16 protein-coding genes, 1 tRNA gene, 1 other RNA gene and 1 other annotated feature are annotated in these 21006 nt (G+C 42.2%); of the genes, 1 reads left to right on the top strand and 17 read right to left on the bottom strand.

All coding sequences use genetic code 11. From position 1 onward, the window contains the following. Nucleotides 1-211 precede the first annotated feature (211 nt). The 6 genes from dcuC to EO124_RS04455 form a co-directional block, all read right to left on the bottom strand. Nucleotides 212-1594, bottom strand: coding sequence for a C4-dicarboxylate transporter DcuC (gene dcuC / locus EO124_RS04430; RefSeq protein WP_127058505.1), 1383 nt, complete (start codon nt 1592-1594; stop codon nt 212-214). A gap of 335 nt (nt 1595-1929) precedes the next feature. Next, a complete protein-coding gene (locus tag EO124_RS04435) occupies nt 1930-5070 on the bottom strand; it encodes an efflux RND transporter permease subunit (RefSeq protein ID WP_127058506.1) in 3141 nt (1046 codons plus the stop codon). Nucleotides 5071-5081: 11 nt separating this feature from the next. After that, nucleotides 5082-6212, bottom strand: a complete 1131-nt coding sequence (locus tag EO124_RS04440; protein ID WP_127058507.1) for an efflux RND transporter periplasmic adaptor subunit — start codon at nt 6210-6212, stop codon at nt 5082-5084. Beyond that, complete coding sequence (locus EO124_RS04445; RefSeq protein ID WP_164726547.1) at nt 6205-6768, bottom strand: TetR/AcrR family transcriptional regulator; 564 nt, start codon at nt 6766-6768, stop codon at nt 6205-6207. Before EO124_RS04445 ends, EO124_RS04440 begins: the two co-directional genes overlap by 8 nt. A 474-nt stretch (nt 6769-7242) precedes the next feature. Further along, nucleotides 7243-7797 (bottom strand): YagU family protein, encoded by a 555-nt coding sequence (locus EO124_RS04450; RefSeq protein WP_127058509.1) that lies wholly within the window; start codon nt 7795-7797, stop codon nt 7243-7245. A gap of 320 nt (nt 7798-8117) precedes the next feature. Next, nucleotides 8118-8201, bottom strand: a tRNA-Leu gene (locus EO124_RS04455). A 207-nt stretch (nt 8202-8408) separates the two neighbouring features. On the opposite strand from EO124_RS04455, the gene EO124_RS04460 reads away from it, so the two are divergent. Further along, nucleotides 8409-9887 carry a DASS family sodium-coupled anion symporter gene (locus EO124_RS04460; protein ID WP_127058510.1) on the top strand — a complete coding sequence of 493 codons (1479 nt, stop codon included), beginning with the start codon at nt 8409-8411 and terminating at the stop codon, nt 9885-9887. A gap of 53 nt (nt 9888-9940) precedes the next feature. Here EO124_RS04460 and ssrA read toward each other — a convergent pair. From ssrA to gltX, 11 genes are all read right to left on the bottom strand, one after another. Further along, nucleotides 9941-10284, bottom strand: a transfer-messenger RNA (tmRNA) gene (ssrA, locus tag EO124_RS04465). 200 nt (nt 10285-10484) lie between these two features. Then, nucleotides 10485-10964 carry an SsrA-binding protein SmpB gene (smpB, locus tag EO124_RS04470; RefSeq protein WP_021842440.1) on the bottom strand — a complete coding sequence of 160 codons (480 nt, stop codon included), beginning with the start codon at nt 10962-10964 and terminating at the stop codon, nt 10485-10487. 26 nt (nt 10965-10990) lie between these two features. Then, the gene (gene rnr, locus EO124_RS04475; RefSeq protein WP_338142091.1) at nt 10991-13465 is read right to left on the bottom strand and encodes a ribonuclease R; all 2475 of its coding nucleotides are present in this window, start codon (nt 13463-13465) and stop codon (nt 10991-10993) included. A 55-nt stretch (nt 13466-13520) separates the two neighbouring features. Next, nucleotides 13521-13757, bottom strand: a complete 237-nt coding sequence (gene secG / locus EO124_RS04480; RefSeq protein ID WP_127058512.1) for a preprotein translocase subunit SecG — start codon at nt 13755-13757, stop codon at nt 13521-13523. 14 nt (nt 13758-13771) lie between these two features. Then, nucleotides 13772-14443, bottom strand: a complete 672-nt coding sequence (gene sigH / locus EO124_RS04485) for an RNA polymerase sporulation sigma factor SigH (protein WP_021842443.1) — start codon at nt 14441-14443, stop codon at nt 13772-13774. Between the two features lie 81 nt (nt 14444-14524). Further along, nucleotides 14525-15061 carry an NYN domain-containing protein gene (locus EO124_RS04490; RefSeq protein ID WP_127058513.1) on the bottom strand — a complete coding sequence of 179 codons (537 nt, stop codon included), beginning with the start codon at nt 15059-15061 and terminating at the stop codon, nt 14525-14527. Nucleotides 15062-15079: 18 nt separating this feature from the next. Further along, nucleotides 15080-15808 (bottom strand): 23S rRNA (guanosine(2251)-2'-O)-methyltransferase RlmB, encoded by a 729-nt coding sequence (gene rlmB / locus EO124_RS04495; RefSeq protein ID WP_127058514.1) that lies wholly within the window; start codon nt 15806-15808, stop codon nt 15080-15082. A gap of 31 nt (nt 15809-15839) precedes the next feature. Beyond that, a complete protein-coding gene (locus EO124_RS04500) occupies nt 15840-16307 on the bottom strand; it encodes a Mini-ribonuclease 3 (protein WP_021842446.1) in 468 nt (155 codons plus the stop codon). Further along, nucleotides 16297-17751: a cysteine--tRNA ligase gene (cysS, locus tag EO124_RS04505; RefSeq protein WP_021842447.1), complete on the bottom strand. Its 1455-nt coding sequence runs from the start codon at nt 17749-17751 to the stop codon at nt 16297-16299. Before cysS ends, EO124_RS04500 begins: the two co-directional genes overlap by 11 nt. A gap of 49 nt (nt 17752-17800) precedes the next feature. Beyond that, nucleotides 17801-18004, bottom strand: a binding site (T-box leader). A gap of 159 nt (nt 18005-18163) precedes the next feature. Next, nucleotides 18164-19384: a peptidase T gene (gene pepT, locus EO124_RS04510; RefSeq protein ID WP_127058515.1), complete on the bottom strand. Its 1221-nt coding sequence runs from the start codon at nt 19382-19384 to the stop codon at nt 18164-18166. Nucleotides 19385-19495: 111 nt separating this feature from the next. Continuing rightward, nucleotides 19496-20962: a glutamate--tRNA ligase gene (gltX, locus tag EO124_RS04515; RefSeq protein ID WP_127058516.1), complete on the bottom strand. Its 1467-nt coding sequence runs from the start codon at nt 20960-20962 to the stop codon at nt 19496-19498. Nucleotides 20963-21006: the final 44 nt, after the last annotated feature.

The raw sequence follows: 21006 nt of genomic DNA on the forward strand, positions 1-21006 counted from the left end.
CTCATAAAAAAATTAGAATTAACGAAGTTAATTTATCTTATTCATTATACCATAAATTACCCTTCTGCAGTATGAGTAAATGAGCATTATAACATGCTTTTTACAAACAAATATCTCCACCCGACACAATAGCGGATGGAGATATGAAATACAATTTTAAATTATTCGCGTCTAAAACGATACTACTCTCTCAAATAAAAATCACGATTAATTATAAGAACATTACAAAGTTAGCCACAACTAAGGTAATACCGGCGCCAATCATTGGAATCGCGGTACGTTTAACCAAATCGAACGGCGAAATACCGGCCATACCGGCGGCTACTACGATTACGGCTGTAATCGGTGAAATCGTACGGAATGCACTGGCGATAAAATGCATCGGTAAAATCATGAGGGCTGCCGAAACACCGGTGGATGCCGCAATAGACGGTACCAAGTTGGCAAAGGCAAAGAACGGCGCGTTCCCCGAGCCCATGACAATGGAGGAAATACCGATGATAGATACCATCACGAGGGTGATACCGATACCACCGAAGCCGGACGTTTTGGCCCAGTTGATGAGCGCATCAATTGTACCGATAGCCATGAGACCTTTAGCAAAGAGTTCACCGGCTACGATAAGGCTGACTACGTTTGCCATTTGGCGGCCCATACCGTCGAAGTAAACCTGTAAATCAGCAAGTGTAGACTTACCGTCAAAGGTACGTAAATATTGGAAAATCATGCCCACCGTCGTACCGATTAACATAGCCATGATGATGTTCATCTTAATCCAAGAAATCCAGAGACTGGAGAAAGATAAAATTAAAGCGAGCGGAATAATCGGTAAAATCGCATAGTATAAAGGTGCTTTAACTTCCTTTAAATCTTCATTGGTCATTTTTTCTTCGTGTACCACAGCATCCTGAGCCACTACGATATGACCGTCCCGTTTATCCATATACTTCTGAGTTAAGTAGTGAAGTATAGCAACTACCGGAAATACCCAAAGAGCAACCGGCACCTGGTAGGAATGCCAGTACGTTACAGGATCGATACCTGCCAGTTCAGCGGCAAAGATAGTCCCTGTATCACTTGGACTCCAGTCGAGACAAAGAGTCGTTGCGATGGCAGCCGTTGCGGACAACTTACTTACGCCTAACGCAATTAATACAGGATACATAGTAACCATTAATAACATGGCCAAACCGGAGGCACTGTTAATAGCAAGACCGATAATCATCCCCACTACCCAACAAGCACTGAGTACTAAATACGGGGATTTTAATTTTTTAAGCGGTTTAATTGTCAAGGTAACTAACGCACGGGATGCACCAATGTGATCCATGTAACGGGCAAAACCGGCTACCGCCATGATATTAAGACCTAATTTAGCGGCACGTTCGCTGAATAAAATACGAATGAGTTCATAAATATCAAAAATAAAGTTACCCGTTTGTTGTTTAGCACCAAGAATTGTGCCGTAACCCATTAAATAGGCTAATGCTAATAGTACCATACCACCGATGAATAAAACGGCTTGCGCTTTATACCGTTTGAATACTAAGGTACCAATCCAGAGAATGACAATTACCGAAATAATAATATTCACTTACTTACCTCCTCACTACTACAACGAACCTACTGACAGTTATCCCCCAATAACCGTACACACAACCCGGTGACTTTTAAATATAAAATTATAAAAAATCTATCACCGTTACACCTCACCAGCTGCGCATCGCCTCCTACATGTACACGTATGTACTTTTTAATTACCAACATTATATCATGTATTCTTTCATTTAAGTTATACATAATATGCAACTATCGAATTATATATAAAAAGCGAGTACACTCAAAAGAGCATACTCGCTTAATAATTTACAGGTCGGGCACTTTAAAACTTACACTATGGTAAGATTCTAGAGTTCCTAGACTGATGTATTAATGTTTTTTATTCTTACCGGAACCGATATTTTCAATTAAGATAAACAACATCGGGATAACGAAGATACCGAATAAAGTAGCAGATGTCATACCCGCTACTACGGTAATACCCATGGATACACGAGCACCCGCACCGGCGCCGCTGGAAATGGCGAGCGGAATACAACCTAAGATGAACGCTAAGGACGTCATCAAGATAGGACGTAAACGAATCTTCGCCGCTTCGATAGCCGCATCGACAAAGCGCATACCACGCTCATCAACACGAATCTTAGCATATTCGATAATCAAAATCGCATTCTTCGCCGCTAAGCCGACCAAGGTCAACAAACCGATCTGTAAATAAATATCATTGGTTAAGCTATAAGCACCGGTTAAGTTCAATAACCAAGGAATTAAAGCGGCCCCTACGATACCGGATGGTACGGAGAACAATACGGCAAACGGTACTTTCCAAGATTCATACAAGGCGGCCAATACGAGGAATACGAAGATAATCCCCATGCCTAAGATAAGAATCGTCTGGGACCCGGCTTTAACCTCTTCACGGCTTTGATCGGCCCAGTCGTAGTCATAGCCCTGTGGCAAGTTCTTAGCTGCTTCTTCAAGAGCTGCAATGGCATCACCGGAGCTGTAGCCGCTTGCTTCGGAACCACCGATTTTAACAGCCGGATAGTTGTTAAAACGAGTAATTGTCGAAGCCGATGTGGTGGATACAGCTTTAACATAGTTAGCTACCGGATACAAAGTACCGCTACTGTTAGCTACATAAATATTATTGTTGTTTTCAGGCGAAATACGGTAATCCTGGCTGGCTTGAATTACAACCTTATAAGTTTTACCGAACTGATTAAAGTCATTAACCTGGATAGAACCGTAATAACCTTGCAAGGTAGTAAAGATATCAGATACACTTACGCCATCCTGAGCCGCTTTATCACGATTAATGTCAAAGTTATAAGTTGGCGTACTATCAGTAAAGGTTGTATAAATAGAACCAAACACCGGTTGTTTACGTGCTTCACTTAAGAAGTCATTAACAACTTGTGCCATTTCAGCTGTGGAATCCCCTGCCTTGTTGATGATATACATGGAGAAACCGCCGGAGTTACCTAAACCGGGAATTGGTGGTGGGTTCAACGGTAAAATGGTCGCTTCCGGAACGGTAGCGGCATAGCCCATTAATTTACCGATTTTACTGTTTACATCCTGACCGGCCCCTTTACGCTGGCTCCAGTCGGATAAGGTAGCAAACATCAAACCACCACTGGATTTTTGAGCACTGGCTAAAATATCAAAACCGGCAATCCCTGCCTTATCGACAATATCCGAGTCTTCACTCATGAAGCCCTGAACTTTATCGAGAACGGCAATCGTACGGGATAAAGTAGCCCCTTCCGGCAAGTTGACGGCTACCATATAATAACCGTTATCTTCCGGCGGTACGAAAGCGGATGGCAATACGCGGAATACACCTGCGGAAACCAAGGCAAATGCTAATAAAGCAGCCACAGTAATCCATAAGTGTTTAGCCAAGCGAGCTAACTGATACCCATACCAATCACTGAAACGTTCCAAGACATCGTTAAATTTATTAAGTCCACGATGCAACAAGTTTTCATGTTCCTGCGGTACATGTGGTTTTAACATCATGGAGCAAAGTGCCGGCGTCAAGGTTAACGCTACGAACGCAGAAATAGCAACAGATACAGCAATGGTCAAAGCGAACTGTTTATAGAGAATACCAGTCATACCGCCCATGAAGGATACCGGCACGAATACGGACGCCAATACGAAAGCGATACCGACAACCGGACCTTGTACGTTTTTCATAGCTGCGATAGTCGCATCATGTGGCGGTAAACCATTGACCTTAATTTCGTATTCAACTGCTTCGATAACAACGATGGCGTCATCGACTACAAGCCCGATGGCAAGTACCATGGCGAACAAGGTCAACGTATTGATGGTAAAGCCTAATACTTCAAACGCCGCGAAGGTACCAAGCAAGGATACCGGTACGGCAATCATCGGAATCAATGTGGAACGCCAGGACTGTAAGAAGATATATACAATCAAAGCTACCAAAATCAACGCTTCTACGAAGGTCTGAACTACTTCTTCGATGGATGCGATAACGAAGTTCGTATTATCTACGATAACCGTATATTCAACACCCGGTGGTAAACTGTCTTTTTGTTTTTCGAGAACTTGCTTTACTTGACCGATTGTTTCAATCGCATTCGCATCACTTGTTAAAGATACGGTGAACGCAGCCATTGGGCGGCCATCACTTTTCGCATTAAAGCCATAGTCTTCAGAGCCAAGTTGAATGGTAGACACATCTTTTAATCGAAGTAAGTTGCCGTTACTATCTGTTTTAATAACGATATTACCGAATTCCTGAGGCGTAATTAAACGGCCTTGAATGGAAATGTTACGATTAATTTGCTGTGTACTAGGCGTTGGATCGGTACCTAAAGAACCGGCTGCCGCCTGTCTGTTCTGTGCACTGATAGCACTAGTCACTTCGGCGATTGTTACATTATGCTGAGCCATTTTACTCGGATCGAGCCAAACGCGCATAGCGAAGTCAGCGCCGAATTCCTGCACACTACCAACACCCTTGATGGATTTAATTTCGTCCATCATGTAGTTGGATGCATAGTTTTTTAAGAATGTCTGGTCATATGTATCAGCATCATTGGATTTCAATGCAAATACCAAGGACATATCACCGGTAGATTTAGTTGTAATAACACCGACACTTTGTACTTCCGACGGTAAGGAAGCTAAGGCACGCTGTACACGGTTTTGAGTATTTACCGTATCCATATCCGCATCGGTACCCTGATTAAATTGGACTGTCAAAGAGTAACTGCCGCTGTTGCTACTGGTTGATGTCATGTAGTCCATATCTTGAACCCCTACGATTTGGGATTCGATTACGGACGCTACCGTATCACTTACAACGTCTGCAGATGCCCCTACGTAACTAGTCGTTACATGAACCTGTGGCGGCGTTATCTCCGGATAGCGCGCAATCGGTAAGGTTAACATTGACACAAGGCCGACAATCGTAATAATCAAGGACAAAACGATGGCAAAGATAGGTCGGTTAATAAAAAATTTCGACACAGTATCCCCCCTTATTTCGTCTTTTCAATCTGGTCTTTAGTCAACGCCGTAGGGTTAACTGTTACACCGTTACGAATCTTGGTTAAGCCGTCAACAACAACCGTTGTTCCCGGTTTTATACCACTCTTAACAATTGTATAAATCCCCTGAGTACCGCTAGTTTCAACAGGAGTCTGAGTAACTTTACCGTTTTCATCAACCGTAAATACAAAGGATTTATCCAATACATAAGTAATAGCTTTAGTAGGAACTAAGATGGCATCTTTAATAATATCCCCAGGCGAAACAACAGACGCATACATATTAGGTAATAACATATGCTGTGGATTTGGGAAGGACGCTTTAAACATCAACTGACCGGATGTGCTGTCGAGGTTTTTGGCAGCCTGCACCAAAGTACCGGTGTACTGATAAATAGAGCCGTCAGATAAACGAAGTTGTAATGGTACATTAGCCAAATTCTGACCTTGCTTATTCTTCATGAAGTCAAGATATTCAGCTTCACTCATGGCAAATTCTACATATACAGGATCTACTGTATTAATTGTAACTAACGTAGTGCTACCGGCCGTTACATAAGCACCTAAATCGACGTCATCCATTTCTAAAGTACCGTCAAACGGTGCATAAATAACTGTATCCTGCAAATTATCCTGTGCAATACGAACAGCTGCATCATTAGCCGCTAACGCAGCACGTTGCTGCTCAGTTGTGCTGGCTTGGGTATCCAAGGTCTGACGAGCAATCGCATCTTCATCTGCCAACTGCTGGTAACGCTGCAAATCGCGTTCCGCATTTAAATAGGATGCATTAGACGATGCTGCATTAGCCTGAGCACTGGCTAAATTAGCTTCATATTGACGAGAATCCAAACGGAATAACGGTTGACCTTTAACAACCTGTTCACCGCCATTAACATACTTTTCTACTACGTGACCGGATACACGTGCATGAATGGCTGTACTATTCTGCGATGTAACGGTACCGTTAAAGGACGTAGCAATCTGTGTATCGGTGGCCACAATTTTATATGTGTTGACCGCTACTGCTTGTTGTTGTGCTTCTTCCTTACCGCAACCGGCAACGACAAGCATCATCGCCAACCCGGCCACAATGCCACCCAATAATCGAAACTTACTCATTCTTATCCTCCTCATTTAAAATACCATGCAATATTATGTTCATAGCCTCTGACAAAAGCTCTTTGCAATCTTCCGGGTTAGCTAGACTATCGTAAAATACTATGCGTAAAACACCTTTAAACATAAGTATTAGTACATCAATATCTACATTTTTAATAACACCTAATCGTTGTTGTTCTTTTAAAAAGTTCCCCAGTAACTCCCAATCTTTTTCAACTGTCCGCATTACTTGGTCGACCAAAGATGGCACCGAAGCAAACATAAGTCGATAATGATCACCGCTGATTGCCGCATACAAATCAGATTTAACCGTAAAATAGCGTTTGAGCTTAGTAATGGTATCCAAGCTTTCGTCTTCTAAAATCTGCTTATGCAAATTATAAAAGTCCTGACTCTTGTCGAATAAAATACGCTCAATAATTTCATTCTTAGAATGAAAATTTTCATACAAAGTACGCTTGCTAATATTAAGGCGCTTAGCCAAGTCATCCATACGAAATGACGAGCCATGTAACTCTATTTCGGCTACAGCGGCATCAAGAATTCGTTGTTTCATTGTCGCCTCCTCCATCAACATTCACACTGTAATTCCTCATACACATAATGAATCACTTCCACACACTAAAATAGAAAAATAAGCAATCATTACACTATACTGCTCACCCTGTTTATAAGGATAATCACTACACTATAACAATCACTACATAACTGTACTTACCTTAGTCCTGATATGCTTTGCAGATTCTAAAGTAAACACTATATAAAAAATTGATAAGCATTACGCATTACCAATATTTTTATTCTAAAAACGCCTTCAATTCAACTTATATAAAACTAATGAAAACCGAACCGAAAACTCTAGTACCATGTTTCAGTTTATCGAAAAAATATAATTTTGTCAATAATTATTATACTATATCTTTCTACTTTTTTCGATATAACAAAAACCCCTTTGTTCTAAAGTTGCTTTGGTCATAAATGCCGTTTTAAACAACATTACCGAGCACCTAAAACAAAGAGGTTTTATTAATTAAATATACTTTTCGGGATCAAGTTCACCGGTCATACGATTTCGTAAATCACGGCGAGCCACTTCCATAATCCAAAGCCACCAGAGATGACCGAATAATTCGGACAAGTTTTCATCGAATGGGATTTCTGCCAATGGCGGTACCAATCCCATAAGCGGCATTACTATTACATGAGCAAATAAATACACAAAGAAACCGAATACACATCCTTGCCACATTTTAATACAAGGCCAATATTCAGCTATTACGCAATACATAACACCAAATACAATAGAGAATAAAACATGCACAATAAATACATCAAGCGGTAACTGAACACCGGAGAATGTATAGGATAAATCAGGCATATGTAACATGTCTAACACAACTTTTGGCGGTGTTACACGGGACATGGCATCAACCGGCCAAAATACATTAGGATCACGTGGTGGAAACGGCACTTCCCAACCCCACTTAGCAATGGCACCGATAATGCCGACTATAATACCGATTAGAACAGACAAACCTACGCGTCGTCTGCTTGGTTCTGTGATGTAGTTAAAACCTACTTTCATCACAAAGCCCCCTTTCTCTTGCAAATACTACTTTAATAATAGTATTTTAGCACTTTAATGATTAAAGCGCTATTAAAAACGCTCAAATAAATTCAAATTCAATCAAATTTTTATATGTCAATCAATAACATGAATAAAAATCATAATTGCGATGCATTTTAGTTTACCGTTTTTTGAACAAAAATATAAAAACAGTTTACTCGAATTACAAGAAAGTTGACATAATTACTATTGAATGTATCAAAATATAGATGCCAATAATAAATAAGATACAATAAACAGGAAACAAAAAAAGACGCTCAACTGAGCGTCTTTTAGCTTGGTGCCGGAGGTGGGACTTGAACCCACACGGTATTACCCGCTTGATTTTGAGTCAAGTGCGTCTGCCATTCCGCCACTCCGGCGCGTTCGGAACAATGACTATTATACGCAAACTTTACAAACCTGTCAACACATTTTTTACAAAAAATTTTCAAAGTCACAAAATATATCCGGTAACTTATATCTATTTCTCATAATGTGTAATTTTAATCAATAATTCACTTTACTATTTCCTATATTTCTATATAATATAAAGTACTTTTGTATCATCAGAAAGGAGATAAAAAAATATGATATCAAAGTTGAGTTTTAATTCCTTATGGAAGTACTTAGCCCCAATTATTGTGGGACTCATTGTATTTGCGATTGGCGCGCCGGAAGGTCTATCCGCAGGTGCATGGATTTTTGTAAGTATTTTTGCAGCCTTAGTTGTGGGGCTTATTCTCGAACCGATGCCGCCTGCTTTTATCGGTATGATTGCGATTACCTTAGCCGTTCTCTTTCGTGTAGGTATGCCGGTTGTAGAAAAAGCCGGTAAAATTGTGCCTACCACAGCCGGTCAGGCAATCAATTGGGGGCTCAGCGGTTTCTCCAATGCCATCGTATGGTTAATCTTTGCCGCCTTCATGATTGGTATCGGCTATCAAAATAGTGGTCTCGGTCGCCGCATTGCCTTATTCTTAGTTCAAAAATTAGGTAAATCCTCCTTGGGTCTCGGGTATGCCATTGCTATTACCGACCTTATCTTAGCACCATTTATCCCAAGTAATGCAGCCCGTAGCGGTGGTACTATCTACCCTATCGTTTCCAGTATTTGCCCGATGTTTGACAGCTATCCGGATAAAAACCCGCGCCGTATCGGCTCCTATTTGTGTTGGATCAGCTTAGCTACGACTTGTGTATCCAGTACCTTATTTCTCACCGGCCAGGCACCAAACCCATTGGCGGTTGAACTTGCTGCCAAATCCGGCGTTGCTACCGTTAACTGGACAAGTTGGTTCTTAGCAGTCGCACCGGTAGGCATTATCTTGTTCTTAATCACACCGATTTTGACATACTACCTTTGCCCGCCGGAAGTTAAAGGTTCGCCTGAAATCGCCGAATGGGCCAAAGAAGAATTCCATAAATTAGGCGCCATGAGTGCTTCTGAAATCGCCATGGCGGTTATTTCCCTCATCGCCTTAACTCTTTGGATCGGTTCTTCTACTTTTGGTGTAAACCCAACCACAACGGCTTTAGTAGTTATTATTCTTATGGTTCTCTTTAAAATCATCACCTGGAATGACTTCTTAGCTAACAAGCCGGCTTGGAACGTATTGACTTGGTTTGCTACTTTGGTTCCTATGGCTGCCGGTCTTAAAAACGTAGGTTTCCTAGACTGGTTGGCAAAATCCGCCGGTACCTACCTCGTAGGCCTCGATGTAACTATGGCCACCTTAGGTATGCTTTTTGCCTTCTGTGTACTTCGTTACTTCTTCGCTTCCGGTACAGCTTATGTAACAGCTATGGTTGGTTTATTTGCTACCTTGGCTCTTCAGATCCCGGACGCTGACGCCAGTCAGATTATGATTATCTTACTCTTGCCAATGGGTATCATGGGCATCTTAACACCATACGGTACCGGTCATAGCCCTGTATGGTTTGCCAGCGGTTACGTAAAAGGCCCTGAATTCTGGAAATTGGGTGCCATCTTCGGTATCATCTACCTCGTTGTATTTATTGTAGTAGGTATTCCGTGGATTGAATTCATTTTGCCGAAATTAATTTAATAAACGCACAAAAAGACCGCCCGGGTAAATTCCCAGGCGGTTATTTTTTATGATGGTGGAGACGAGGGGAATCGAACCCCTGTCCAAAAGTGTTGCCCCACAGACTTCTCCGAGTGCAGACGCTGTTTTAGATCTTAGCTAACTTTCGTACAACGACAAACTATATTAACCCAGCTCTGTTGTTTAACCTACTATACTAGAGCAAATATATTAGGCGAGCCCGTAGTTTGACGCCTTATCCCCGATCACGGGCAGATCAGAGTAAGACGTAGCTTATGCAGCTAATGCAAAGTTTTCTTTTGCGTTTAATTTAAAAGTTCCACCGTTTAACGGCCAAATGGAAACGCCGACTCGCTATCTGTGATACACGCACCCCTGTCGAAACCATTACGTCCCCATGTGTGCATGATTAATTATAAACAACTGTGACAGTACTGTCAAACAAAATGACGAATTTTGAACTAACGGTTTATAGTAAAAAAATCGCCAAATACAGCGCATAAAGAAAAAAGTTAATGATTAAATAACTCAGGCATTAATTTAGACGCCTCAGGTGCATTCAAGCGAACACACCTGCAGACGTCTTTTATTTTGCCCTTAATAATCGCGGCTCTGTTCTTTCATGCGGCGACGAATGTCACGCTGGGCATCGCGCTCAGCCATATCCTGGCGCTTATCATAGTTTTTCTTACCTGTAACGAGGCCCACAGTTACCTTAATTAAGCCATGAGCGAAGTGAAAATTAAGTGGTACCAAAGAAAAGCCTTTTTCCTTCACCTGTCCCAACAATTTATGAATTTCACTGCGATGCATCAATAATTTACGCGTACGCATCGGTTCATGGTTAAACTGATTTCCCTGTTCATAAGGGCTAATATGAGCCTGATAAAGGAATATTTCACCATTTTGAATAGCACAATAACTATCTTTCAGATTAAGTCGGCCCTGACGAATCGACTTAACTTCAGTACCGGTTAAAGCAATCCCCGCTTCATAAGTCTCATGAATGTGATAATCGTGTCTTGCCTTACGATTGTCGGCGATTAAACTGGTACTGTCTTTCTTAGCTTTACTCACAAACTACCTCCTAAACTTCGGTACTGCTATTTTTTCTTACCTGATTTCTTTTTGCGGCTTACTTTTTTACTCTGTTTTTTGCTTTTAGATTTTTTGGCAAATCTGGCAAAAGCAGCCGGCGTATTATCTTCGTAATCACTTTGCCAGTTATATTTACTGATTGTGCTCTTACGTTTACTATTCTTGCTGTCTTTTTCGCTTGCTTCACGTTTACCGGACTTTTCAGACTTAGAGCTTTTACTGCTCTTACCTGCTTTACCATTTTTGCCGGCTTTACCTGACTTGCCGGAGCGCATACCGCGACTGCCCAAACCGGTTCGGCGATGTTCACCGGCTAGAGATTTTTCAATCAGGGTCTGCGCATCCACTTCGCCCAGCAAGAAGTCTATTTGCTTCTTATCTTTATCCGCTTTGATGAGTGTTACTTTTACTTCCTGCCCCAAATGATAGGTTCTGCCCGTACGGCGCCCAACCAACAAGAAATGTTCTTCGTCAAAGAAATAATAATCATCATCCATGGTAGCAATGTGAACTAAGCCGTCAATACCATTTTCAAGCTCTACAAACATACCAAATGATGTGATAGAGCTGATTTTACCGTCAAAGACTTCGCCGATAAACGGTTCCATGTATTGAACCTTTTTAAGATCATTTGTATCGCGTTCCGCAGCTACGGCAATTTGTTCCTGAATCGAACAATGGTCAGCCGCTTTTGCCAAATAATCCTCCATATCGTCGTATTTATTATAGCCATCGCCCCAGTGCAAGCGTTTTTTCAGCAAACGATGGACAATTAAGTCCGGATAACGACGAATTGGCGATGTAAAGTGAGTATAGCAAGCGGACGCCAAACCAAAGTGCCCCACATTGACTGCCGAATAGCGTGCCTGCTGCATAGAGCGCAAGGTCATAATCTGCGCAATCGGTTCAATGTCAGTACCGGCTATACTGTCTAAGAACTTCTGAATATCTCTTGGTTCAACATGGCTGTCGGCTAAATGGAACGGTTTGCCTAAATAGGTAACAACCGTCTGCAAAGCTTGTAACTTTTCTTCGCTTGGCTGCTCATGAATACGATAAATCCCCGGTTTGTGAGTGTCTCGTAAGTAACAAGCTACCGTTTCATTGGCAATCAACATACAAGCTTCGATGATTTTTTCAGCAATTGTACGGTCTTTACGTACAATCTTGAGCGGTGTGCCATCTTCGGCCAATAGAATCTTGTATTCAGGGAACTCAAAGGAAATGGCACCGGATTTTTCACGCATGGCAATTAAAATCTTCGCCACTTCGTGAAGTTCGTGAACCATTGGCATCAATGGTAACAAATCATCGGGAATGATGCTTTGAGTCAATGCTTTATATATTTCGGGATAGCTGCAACGACGATCCACGCGAATGACGGACGGACTGATTTGGAAGTCCACCACACGGCCCGCATGGTTGATTTCCATAATGCAGCTCATGGCATAGCGATCTTCTTTGGCATTCAAACTACAAATACCGTTGGATAATTTAGTCGGTAACATCGGTACAACACGGTCAACCAAATACACACTGGTACCACGTTTATAGGCTTCTTTGTCGAGCTGTGTATTGCCCCGTACGTAGTGACTTACATCGGCAATGTGAACACCTAATTTATAATGACCGTTGGCCAGCTGTTTACAACTTACCGTATCGTCCAAATCTTTAGCATCTTCGCCGTCAATAGTAATCATCGGCACCTCGCGTAAGTCAAGACGTTTACCGCCCAGAGCTACATCAAAGGATACGCGATCCGCTTCTTTTAAAACCGCCTCAGGAAATGAAAACGGAATTTTATGCTGCGCCATTACGCAGTTAATATCGACACCTACGTCGCCCTTATAACCTAAAATGGACGTAATTTTACCTTCCGGCTGGCGTCCTTTAGCATCAGGCCAACGAGTAATTTCCACCAATACTTTAGCCCCGCTGCGCGCTTCCATAGTGTCAGGCAAAGATACATAGATATCATCAACTAAGCGCTCATCATCAGGCGTTACAAAGCCAAACATCTGTTGGCGATCATAAGTCCCTACAATAGACGTATTCACATGTTGAATCACTTTTTCCACACGGCCTTCATGGCGCTGCTCGCCGATACGACCGAAGCGGAAAATATGTACCAAAACTTTATCATTATGCATGGCACCGTTACGATCGCCGGCACCGATATTTACTTCATGTTGGCCCGTCTCGTCAATAACAAGCCCGCGGCCGTTACGAAGGCTCTTATAAATACCTTCAAACTCTCTTACTTCCTCAATTTTTAATGCTGCTTTTTCAGCCTTGTCGATGAATTTGTAATAGTCGCCGGGCCGTGCTTCTAATAAGCCCGCTTCGGTCAGCGCCTCCACATCTCCCATAAAGGCCTCCAACTCTTCAGACCCTTTTATGCCCAAAATATATGCGGCATCTTCAATATGATACGCTTCCGGACTAATGGCCTTAAAAAACGCTAAAATCTTATCTTTCATCTCTTCCATAGCTTTATACCCCTACCAAAAAAGCCTGCACAAGGCAGGCTCGCTATTAATATTGATTCAAGTAAATCCCTAAGAATAAGCTCAAGATGGCAAAAATAATCCCCAACACGATAGTACATTTCGACAATAAACCGTCGATACCACGTGCTTTACCGCCAAATACGGAGTCAGCCGCACCACTTACGGCGCCGCCCATACCGGCACTTTTACTGGATTGTAATACAACCACCATAATCAATAAAATAGCAACAACCACTTCTGCAAACATCAAGAAATTTCTCACAATTGTCATCCTTCCTAAGGCTCATTCTTTTTCGCCAATTCACTGCGATGTTCCAAATACTTTTCTAATTTACGCTTTACGCGTTGCAATGCATTATCAATGGATTTGACACTGCGGTGATATTCAGCGGCAATTTCATTATATGACTTGCCGTCTAAGTAACCCATCAGCACTTTGCCTTCCAAATCACTCAATATAGATCCCATTTTTGCTTCAATATCGGAAAATTCCTCCCGATTAATGAATAATTCTTCAGGATCCGTACCCTGGCCTTCCACTAATACGTCCATCAAGGTTCGTTCCGTCTCATCCGCATAAATCGGCTTATTCAGCGAAATATAGGAATTGAGCGGAATATGTTTTTGCCGTGTCGCTGTTTTAATAGCCGTAATAATTTGCCGCGTTACACATAACTCGGCAAAGGCCTTAAACGACGCCAGTCGGTCCCCTTTAAAATCGCGCGTAGCTTTATAGAGGCCAATCATGCCCTCTTGGATAATATCCTCTTTATCAGCACCGATTAAAAAATAAGACCGTGCTTTGGCACGCACAAAATTTTTATATTTATCCACAAGATAGTCCACCGCTAAGTGGTCATCTTGTTCTTGCGCTAATTTACAAATTTGTTCATCTGTTAAATCTACATAACGACGGTACTCATCATTTACGCGTGGATTAACGCACATGCCGACCTCCCACTCTGCCGGATTCGCAGAACCTTACTAATGTATCTCTCATTATACTTGATAGCCCTCGGTTCTGCAAGGTCATTTCTTGCCCCGACGCAAGGTTTCCCACTGCTTAGCTACGTCACCATCAATTTGATGCCCCAGTTCATTACGCTGTAATTGCAAACTGTCTCGATTGTGAAGCCCTTTGTAATACCGCTGTTCGTCGATTTTAGCCCGTTCAACCTGGGCTTTTAACTCACGAGCGGAGATACGCAAAGCACCAAAACCGAGTACTTGGCTCTGTTCCGCATAATCGGAGGTGCATACATATACATTGGCATAGGTGTTTTTAAAAGTAAAAACGGTCCGTTCAATATAAGAGTCCGCCGTTTCCCCATCAGCCGTATACACTTCCAAAAAATCATCGGTAATAATCTCTTCGGCACTGCCGGGATGAGCATATTTACCGTCAAATACCAGTATAACACGGTACCCCTTATGTTTACCGTAATTTTGAAGCATATGCTTAATTCGCGACCGGGCATGTTCCAAAGAACTTTTACTGATTTTCTTCAGTTCCGGCCACGCAAATATAACATTATACCCGTCAACAATTAAAATATCTTCTCTCATGTCGGAGCCTCACTCCTTTTATTGACGCTGCCGAACCGCTTCATACATCAAAATAGCCGCCGCTACCGATGCATTTAATGAGTTAATACGACCGTACATAGGAATCGTTACGAGAAAATCACAGCGCTCTTTAGTAAGGCGACTAAGCCCTTTCCCTTCATTGCCGATAACGAGCACTAAAGGACTCGTCAAATCGGCCTGATACAAGGTTTGCTGACCTTCCATGTGAGCACCGAGAACCCAAAAGCCTTGTTTTTTAAGTTCTTCAATCGTCTGCGCCATATTGCCAACCTGAACTAATGGAATAGATTCTAAAGCACCGGCAGAAGTTTTGGCAACGGTAGCATTAATCGGAGCCGTATGGCGCTTCGGAATTAAAACAGCCGTAGCGCCGCAACATTCGGCAGTTCGAATGATTGCCCCCATATTATGAGGATCTTCAATGCCGTCCAATAAGATTAAAAGTGGCGCTTTATCAGAAGACCAATTTTGAAGCACTTCACCTAAATCGGCAAATTTAACTGGTGCCGCCAAAGCCACTACCCCTTGATGGACCACACCGTCAGCGTATTTACTAAGCTGTTTGTCATCCACCCGGCGCAACTCAATTCCTTTATCCTTAGCCAACCCTATGATTTCCTGTAAGGAGCCCTGCACCTTATCATTCGTAATAAACAAACGCTGAATGGTTCGTCCCGATCGCAAAGCTTCACGTACCGCATTGCGTCCTACAATATAATCACTCATGATATGTCTCCTTTACTCTATCATAACGCATCTAACTCATACTGTCCAAAGTATACCAAAAAGCAGCTTTCATCAAAGTCTGTAGTCGCTCGTTCTGCCCCGAACGATATAAATAGCCAAGTACTGCTTCAAAGGCCGTACTGGCACGATATTCTTGTACGGTGGCACTTTTCGGTACATGTACATTACTGTTACGAGCTCGTTTAGCCACCTGTTTTTCCATATCCGTCAAATAGTCTGACTCTTCCCACGCATGGAGAACCTTTGACTGTGCCTTGGCACAAATGCACTCCGTAACCAGGTTATGTAACACCTGAACCTTAGAAATGCCCGCTTCCGTCATGCGCTCACGGATATAGAGCGAATACACGGCATCGCCTATATAGGCAAGCATGAGGGAATCCTCAGCTTCAGCCGGTACAATTCCCTCATGCGTAGTTGTTGCTTTTAATTTTTCAATAGCCGTGGCTCGTAAAAATTGATAGCGCTTAAAGTTCACGTTTCTTCCACCGTGCCCCTTGTGGCGAATCTTCAATTACAATACCGATATTGCCCAATTCATCACGAATGGCATCGGCTAAGTCCCAAAGTTTCTGTTCACGGGCATTTTGACGAACATTCAAGATTACTTGCATTAACTGTTCGTATTCTTCAGCGCCGGCACCGCCTTGAGGACCTTCCCAAGCCTGTTCCAAAATACCGATGATATCAGTCATCATCTTGAAGATGTCACGTACTTCCGCTAATGTTTCATGGCAAACTTTACCGTTGCAGTTTTGTACTGCTTGATAGTAAATGTTGATTTCTTTAGCCAAGCCGAACATTGGCGCTCCGGCGAGAGCCGTATTGAAGTCATCGGACATAGCTTCTTCAAATTCTTCCGCATATTTACGAGCATTATCAAGCAATGCTTTTGCTTCATCATCACATTCGCCTTCTTCTTGGTTTTCCAAGTATAAAAGGTTCTGAATAGCCGTTGTCATGCGTTCTAAAGATTTATTGGCTTCTTCCAAGCGTTCATCGCTAAAATCAAGCGGGCTGCGATAATGTGTGCTCATCAAGAAATAGCGAAGTGCATCAGGACTGTATTCTTTCAAAATATCTTTTACCAAGAAGAAGTTGTTCAAAGATTTACTCATCTTTTCCTGGTTAATGGTAATAAAACCATTATGCAACCAGTAACGCACTGACGGATGGTGACCGGTGCAGCCTTCAGACTGTGCGATTTCGTTTTCATGATGAGGGAAAATCAAATCGCTGCCGCCGCCATGGAAGTCAAATTCTTCACCCAAGTATTTATTACTCATGGTAGAGCATTCAATATGCCAGCCCGGACGACCGTTACCCCATGGGCTTTCCCAATAAGGTTCACCCGGTTTAGCACTTTTCCAAAGGGCAAAGTCCATCGGATTCTGTTTACGGTCATCTACGTCTACACGAGCGCCCGCTTCCATATCATCCAAAGTACGACCGGATAATTTGCCGTAATCTTCGAATTTTTCAACGCTATAGTATACGTCGCCGTCCAATTCGTAAGCAAAACCTTTTTTAATCAACGTAGCAATCATTTCAATGATTTCGTCAATGTGTTCGGATACACGCGGATATACATCGGCATGCTTAACGTGAAGGGCATCCATAACTTCAAAATAGGAATCGATATAGCGGTTGGCAATCGTATCCCAGGACACACCTTCCCCATTAGATGTGTTAATAATTTTGTCGTCCACGTCTGTAAAGTTCTGTACATACGTCACTTTATAGCCTACATGTGTCAAATAGCGACGAATTACATCCCAGGTAACAAAAGGACGAGCATTACCGATATGAGGGTGGTTGTATGGCGTTACGCCACATACGTAAATCTTAGCTTCTCCCTCCTTTACCGGTTTAAATACTTCTTTTTCTCTTGTCATCGTATTGTATACTTTAATTTCTCTCATCGCTACCGATGCCTCTCTTCCGTTAAAATATAAAAAGCCACCATCTCATTACAGAGACGGTGGCCCGCGGTTCCACTCTGTTAAGTACTGATAGCACTCTCTCAAACGCATAACGGGCGTATCCGAACAAACTTACTCTATTCAGTCTGTTAACTCCCGAATGCATTTCCCTTGGCTATACTTAAACCCTTCCACCAGTTAGTTCTCGCTGTAAAGTTAGTCACAAAGTACTTCTTTCGTTCATCGTCTTTAATAACAATTTTATTCGATATATAGAGAATAATATCATAAAACCCTTATAAAGTCAATGTATTACGACTAATTCTATACAAATTATACGGCTAAAATTAAATCGTGTGCAAGTGGTTCCATTATATTTAATTTTCTTATTATTTTGCCTGTTATTTTGCTCTTATTTAGCTGCCGTGGCAATATTAACAATCGTCTTAACCGCTAATTCCATATGTTCAACGCAAGCGTATTCGTGAGGACCGTGAAGGTTTTCCACACCGGTAAACAAATTAGGTGTCGGAATACCCATAAAGGAAATCTTAGATCCGTCAGTGCCGCCGCGAATCGGCTGGATAAGCGGTTTAACACCGGCTTTTTCCATAGCTGCTTTCGCAATATCTACACATTCCATATGATCTTTAATGATATCATACATATTGTAATATTGATCTTTAAGTGTCAATGTGACTACTTCACGGCCGTAACGTTCGTTCAATACTTTGGCGGCCAATACAAATAATTGTTTTTTGGCTTCAAAGAAGGAACGGTCGTGGTCACGAATAATGTATTTCATGGTGCCTGATTCTACACCCGTTTCATTGCTCGCAAGCATGATAAAGCCTTCATGGTCTTCCGTTAATTCAGGAACAGCGGCTTGCGGCAATAAACGATCGAATTCCATGGCCAATTTGTTGCAATTAATCATGGTATTCTTTGCAGATCCCGGATGCACGGATATACCGTGTAATTCAACGGTAGCAGAAGCGGCATTGAATGTTTCGTATTCCAATTCACCAAGACGGGTACCGTCAATGGTGTACGCAAAATCTACAGGAAAGTCTTTTACGTCAAACAAATCTGCACCGCGCCCAATTTCTTCGTCAGGACCAAAGGCACACATAATAAGACCATGTTTGATGTCTTCATTTTCTTTTAAATAACGCAACGCTTCCATGATTTCAACGATGCCCGCTTTGTCATCGCCACCAAGAAGAGTCGTTCCATCCGTGACAATTAAAGTTTGACCTTTGTAATTGGCTAAATTAGGGAAATCGGCAACACGGCTATAGATACCTTTTGCTTCATTGAGCAAAATATCCTGCCCGTCATAATCTTTGATAATACGCGGGGTAATGTTTTCCGCATTATAATCAGCTGTATCCATATGGGCAATAAAGCCGATGGCCGGTACCTGGTCGTTAGTATTAGCCGGTAAAGCACCAATGACAAACCCGTTCTTTTTGTTGATTTTCACATCACTTAAGCCCAGTGCTTCCAAATCCGCTTTCAATACTTTGGCAAACTCAACCTGAGTCTGTGTACTCGGTACTGAAGTAGCCGCTTCATCAGAGCGCGTGTTTGTTTTAGTGTACCGCAAAAAACGTTCAACCATAGATTCCATATTATAGCCTCCTTTAAAAAAAGAAAGAATATAAAAAAAGAGTACGGGAGGAAACCTCCCGTACTCAAAAATTGACCGTCAATAAAGGATGTAACCTACTAAAATAATCAATTATAACTGACTGATAGCCGCATCAAGGCGTGCCAACGTCTTTTCTTTACCGAACAAGGTAATGATATAGTTCAAATCAGGGCCGTGCATTTGACCGGTCGTAGCGATACGAATCGGCATAAATACAAATTTCCCTTTCAATTTGGTTTCTTTCATAATACCTTTGATGGTAGCTTTTACTACATCTGGCGTGATTTCGTCCAAATCCGCTACGGCTGCACGGAATGCATTGAGTACGGTCGGACAAGATTCTTCAGCCAATACCGCTTTAATTTCTTCAGCGTGTTCGGCATCCGGAGCCTGAATGTCTTCAAAGATTAGTTTTGCTTCTTCTTTAATCTGAGCACCGAAGCTGATGTGATCTTTTAAGCATACACAAAGCATGATGAGTTTAGCTTTTTCCGCTTCATCAGGGTTTTCAGAAGCATAACCGGCTTCCTGTAAATGCGGTAAGCATAATTCATATAATTCTTCATCGGACAAGTTCTTCATGTAGTTAAAGTTAATCCAATTCAATTTATCAATATCGAATACGGCTGGATTTTTAGCTACGCGGTCCATGGAGAAGTTTTGAATTAATTCTTCCTGCGTAAACAATTCCTGTTCGCCGTCCGGAGCCCAACCGAGCAAAGCCAAGAAGTTATCGATGGCTTCCGGCAAGTAGCCAAGTTGACGATACTGATCAACGGAAGTAGCACCGTGACGTTTACTCATCTTCTTGTAATCTTTACCGAGAATCAAGGAAATGTGACCGAAAGTCGGCACTTCCCAGCCCAAGGCATTATAAATTGCAATCTGACGCGGCGTATTGGAAAGATGTTCTTCCGCACGAATTACGTGAGTTACTTCCATGGTATGATCATCGATAACAACGGCATAGTTATAAACCGGAATACCGTCGGATTTTACAATAACAAAATCACCAACGCCGTTGGATTCAAAGGATACATGACCGCGTACCATGTCGTCAAAGGCAATGGTCTGATTCAAAGGTACACGCAAACGAACCGTGTGTTTACGGCCTTCTTTTTCATATTCAGCGATTTGTTCTTCTGTTAAATGGCTGCAATGACCGTTGTATTTAGGTGTTTCACCGCGTTCCAATTGTTCCTGACGTACCGCTTCCAATTCTTCTTCGGTGCAGTAACAACGATAAGCTTTATCTTCATCCAATAAACGCTGCGTTACTTCATTATAAATATCAAGACGTTCAGTCTGACGATACGGACCATGTTCACCGCCTACGTCAATACCTTCATCCCAATCCATGCCGAGCCATTTAAGAGCGGCTTTAATATTCTCTTCGCTTTCACGCGTAGAACGCGCCAAATCTGTATCTTCAATACGCAGAAGGAATGTACCTCCTTCTTTACGTGCCAATAGCCAGTTGAAAAGGGCTGAACGGGCACCACCGATATGGAAAGGTCCTGTCGGACTTGGTGCAAATCGTACCTTCATCTTTGCCATGTTTATATCCGCTCCTTTACTTAATACATTTTATTTATAGGGTG

The sequence above is a fragment of the Veillonella ratti genome (assembly GCF_003992115.1).
GTDB classification, from domain to species: Bacteria; Bacillota; Negativicutes; order Veillonellales; family Veillonellaceae; genus Veillonella_A; species Veillonella_A ratti.

What these genes read in the sequence shown, in the direction of transcription:
- EO124_RS04440 (WP_127058507.1), bottom strand. Translation starts at nt 6,212, where the DNA reads ATGAGTAAGTTTCGATTATTGGGTGGCATTGTGGCCGGGTTGGCGATG.
- EO124_RS04445 (WP_164726547.1), bottom strand. Translation starts at nt 6,768, where the DNA reads ATGAAACAACGAATTCTTGATGCCGCTGTAGCCGAAATAGAGTTACAT.
- EO124_RS04450 (WP_127058509.1), bottom strand. Translation starts at nt 7,797, where the DNA reads ATGAAAGTAGGTTTTAACTACATCACAGAACCAAGCAGACGACGCGTA.
- EO124_RS04460 (WP_127058510.1), top strand. Translation starts at nt 8,409, where the DNA reads ATGATATCAAAGTTGAGTTTTAATTCCTTATGGAAGTACTTAGCCCCA.
- rnr (WP_338142091.1), bottom strand. Translation starts at nt 13,465, where the DNA reads ATGAAAGATAAGATTTTAGCGTTTTTTAAGGCCATTAGTCCGGAAGCG.
- sigH (WP_021842443.1), bottom strand. Translation starts at nt 14,443, where the DNA reads ATGTGCGTTAATCCACGCGTAAATGATGAGTACCGTCGTTATGTAGAT.
- EO124_RS04490 (WP_127058513.1), bottom strand. Translation starts at nt 15,061, where the DNA reads ATGAGAGAAGATATTTTAATTGTTGACGGGTATAATGTTATATTTGCG.
- rlmB (WP_127058514.1), bottom strand. Translation starts at nt 15,808, where the DNA reads ATGAGTGATTATATTGTAGGACGCAATGCGGTACGTGAAGCTTTGCGA.
- cysS (WP_021842447.1), bottom strand. Translation starts at nt 17,751, where the DNA reads ATGAGAGAAATTAAAGTATACAATACGATGACAAGAGAAAAAGAAGTA.
- pepT (WP_127058515.1), bottom strand. Translation starts at nt 19,384, where the DNA reads ATGGAATCTATGGTTGAACGTTTTTTGCGGTACACTAAAACAAACACG.
- gltX (WP_127058516.1), bottom strand. Translation starts at nt 20,962, where the DNA reads ATGGCAAAGATGAAGGTACGATTTGCACCAAGTCCGACAGGACCTTTC.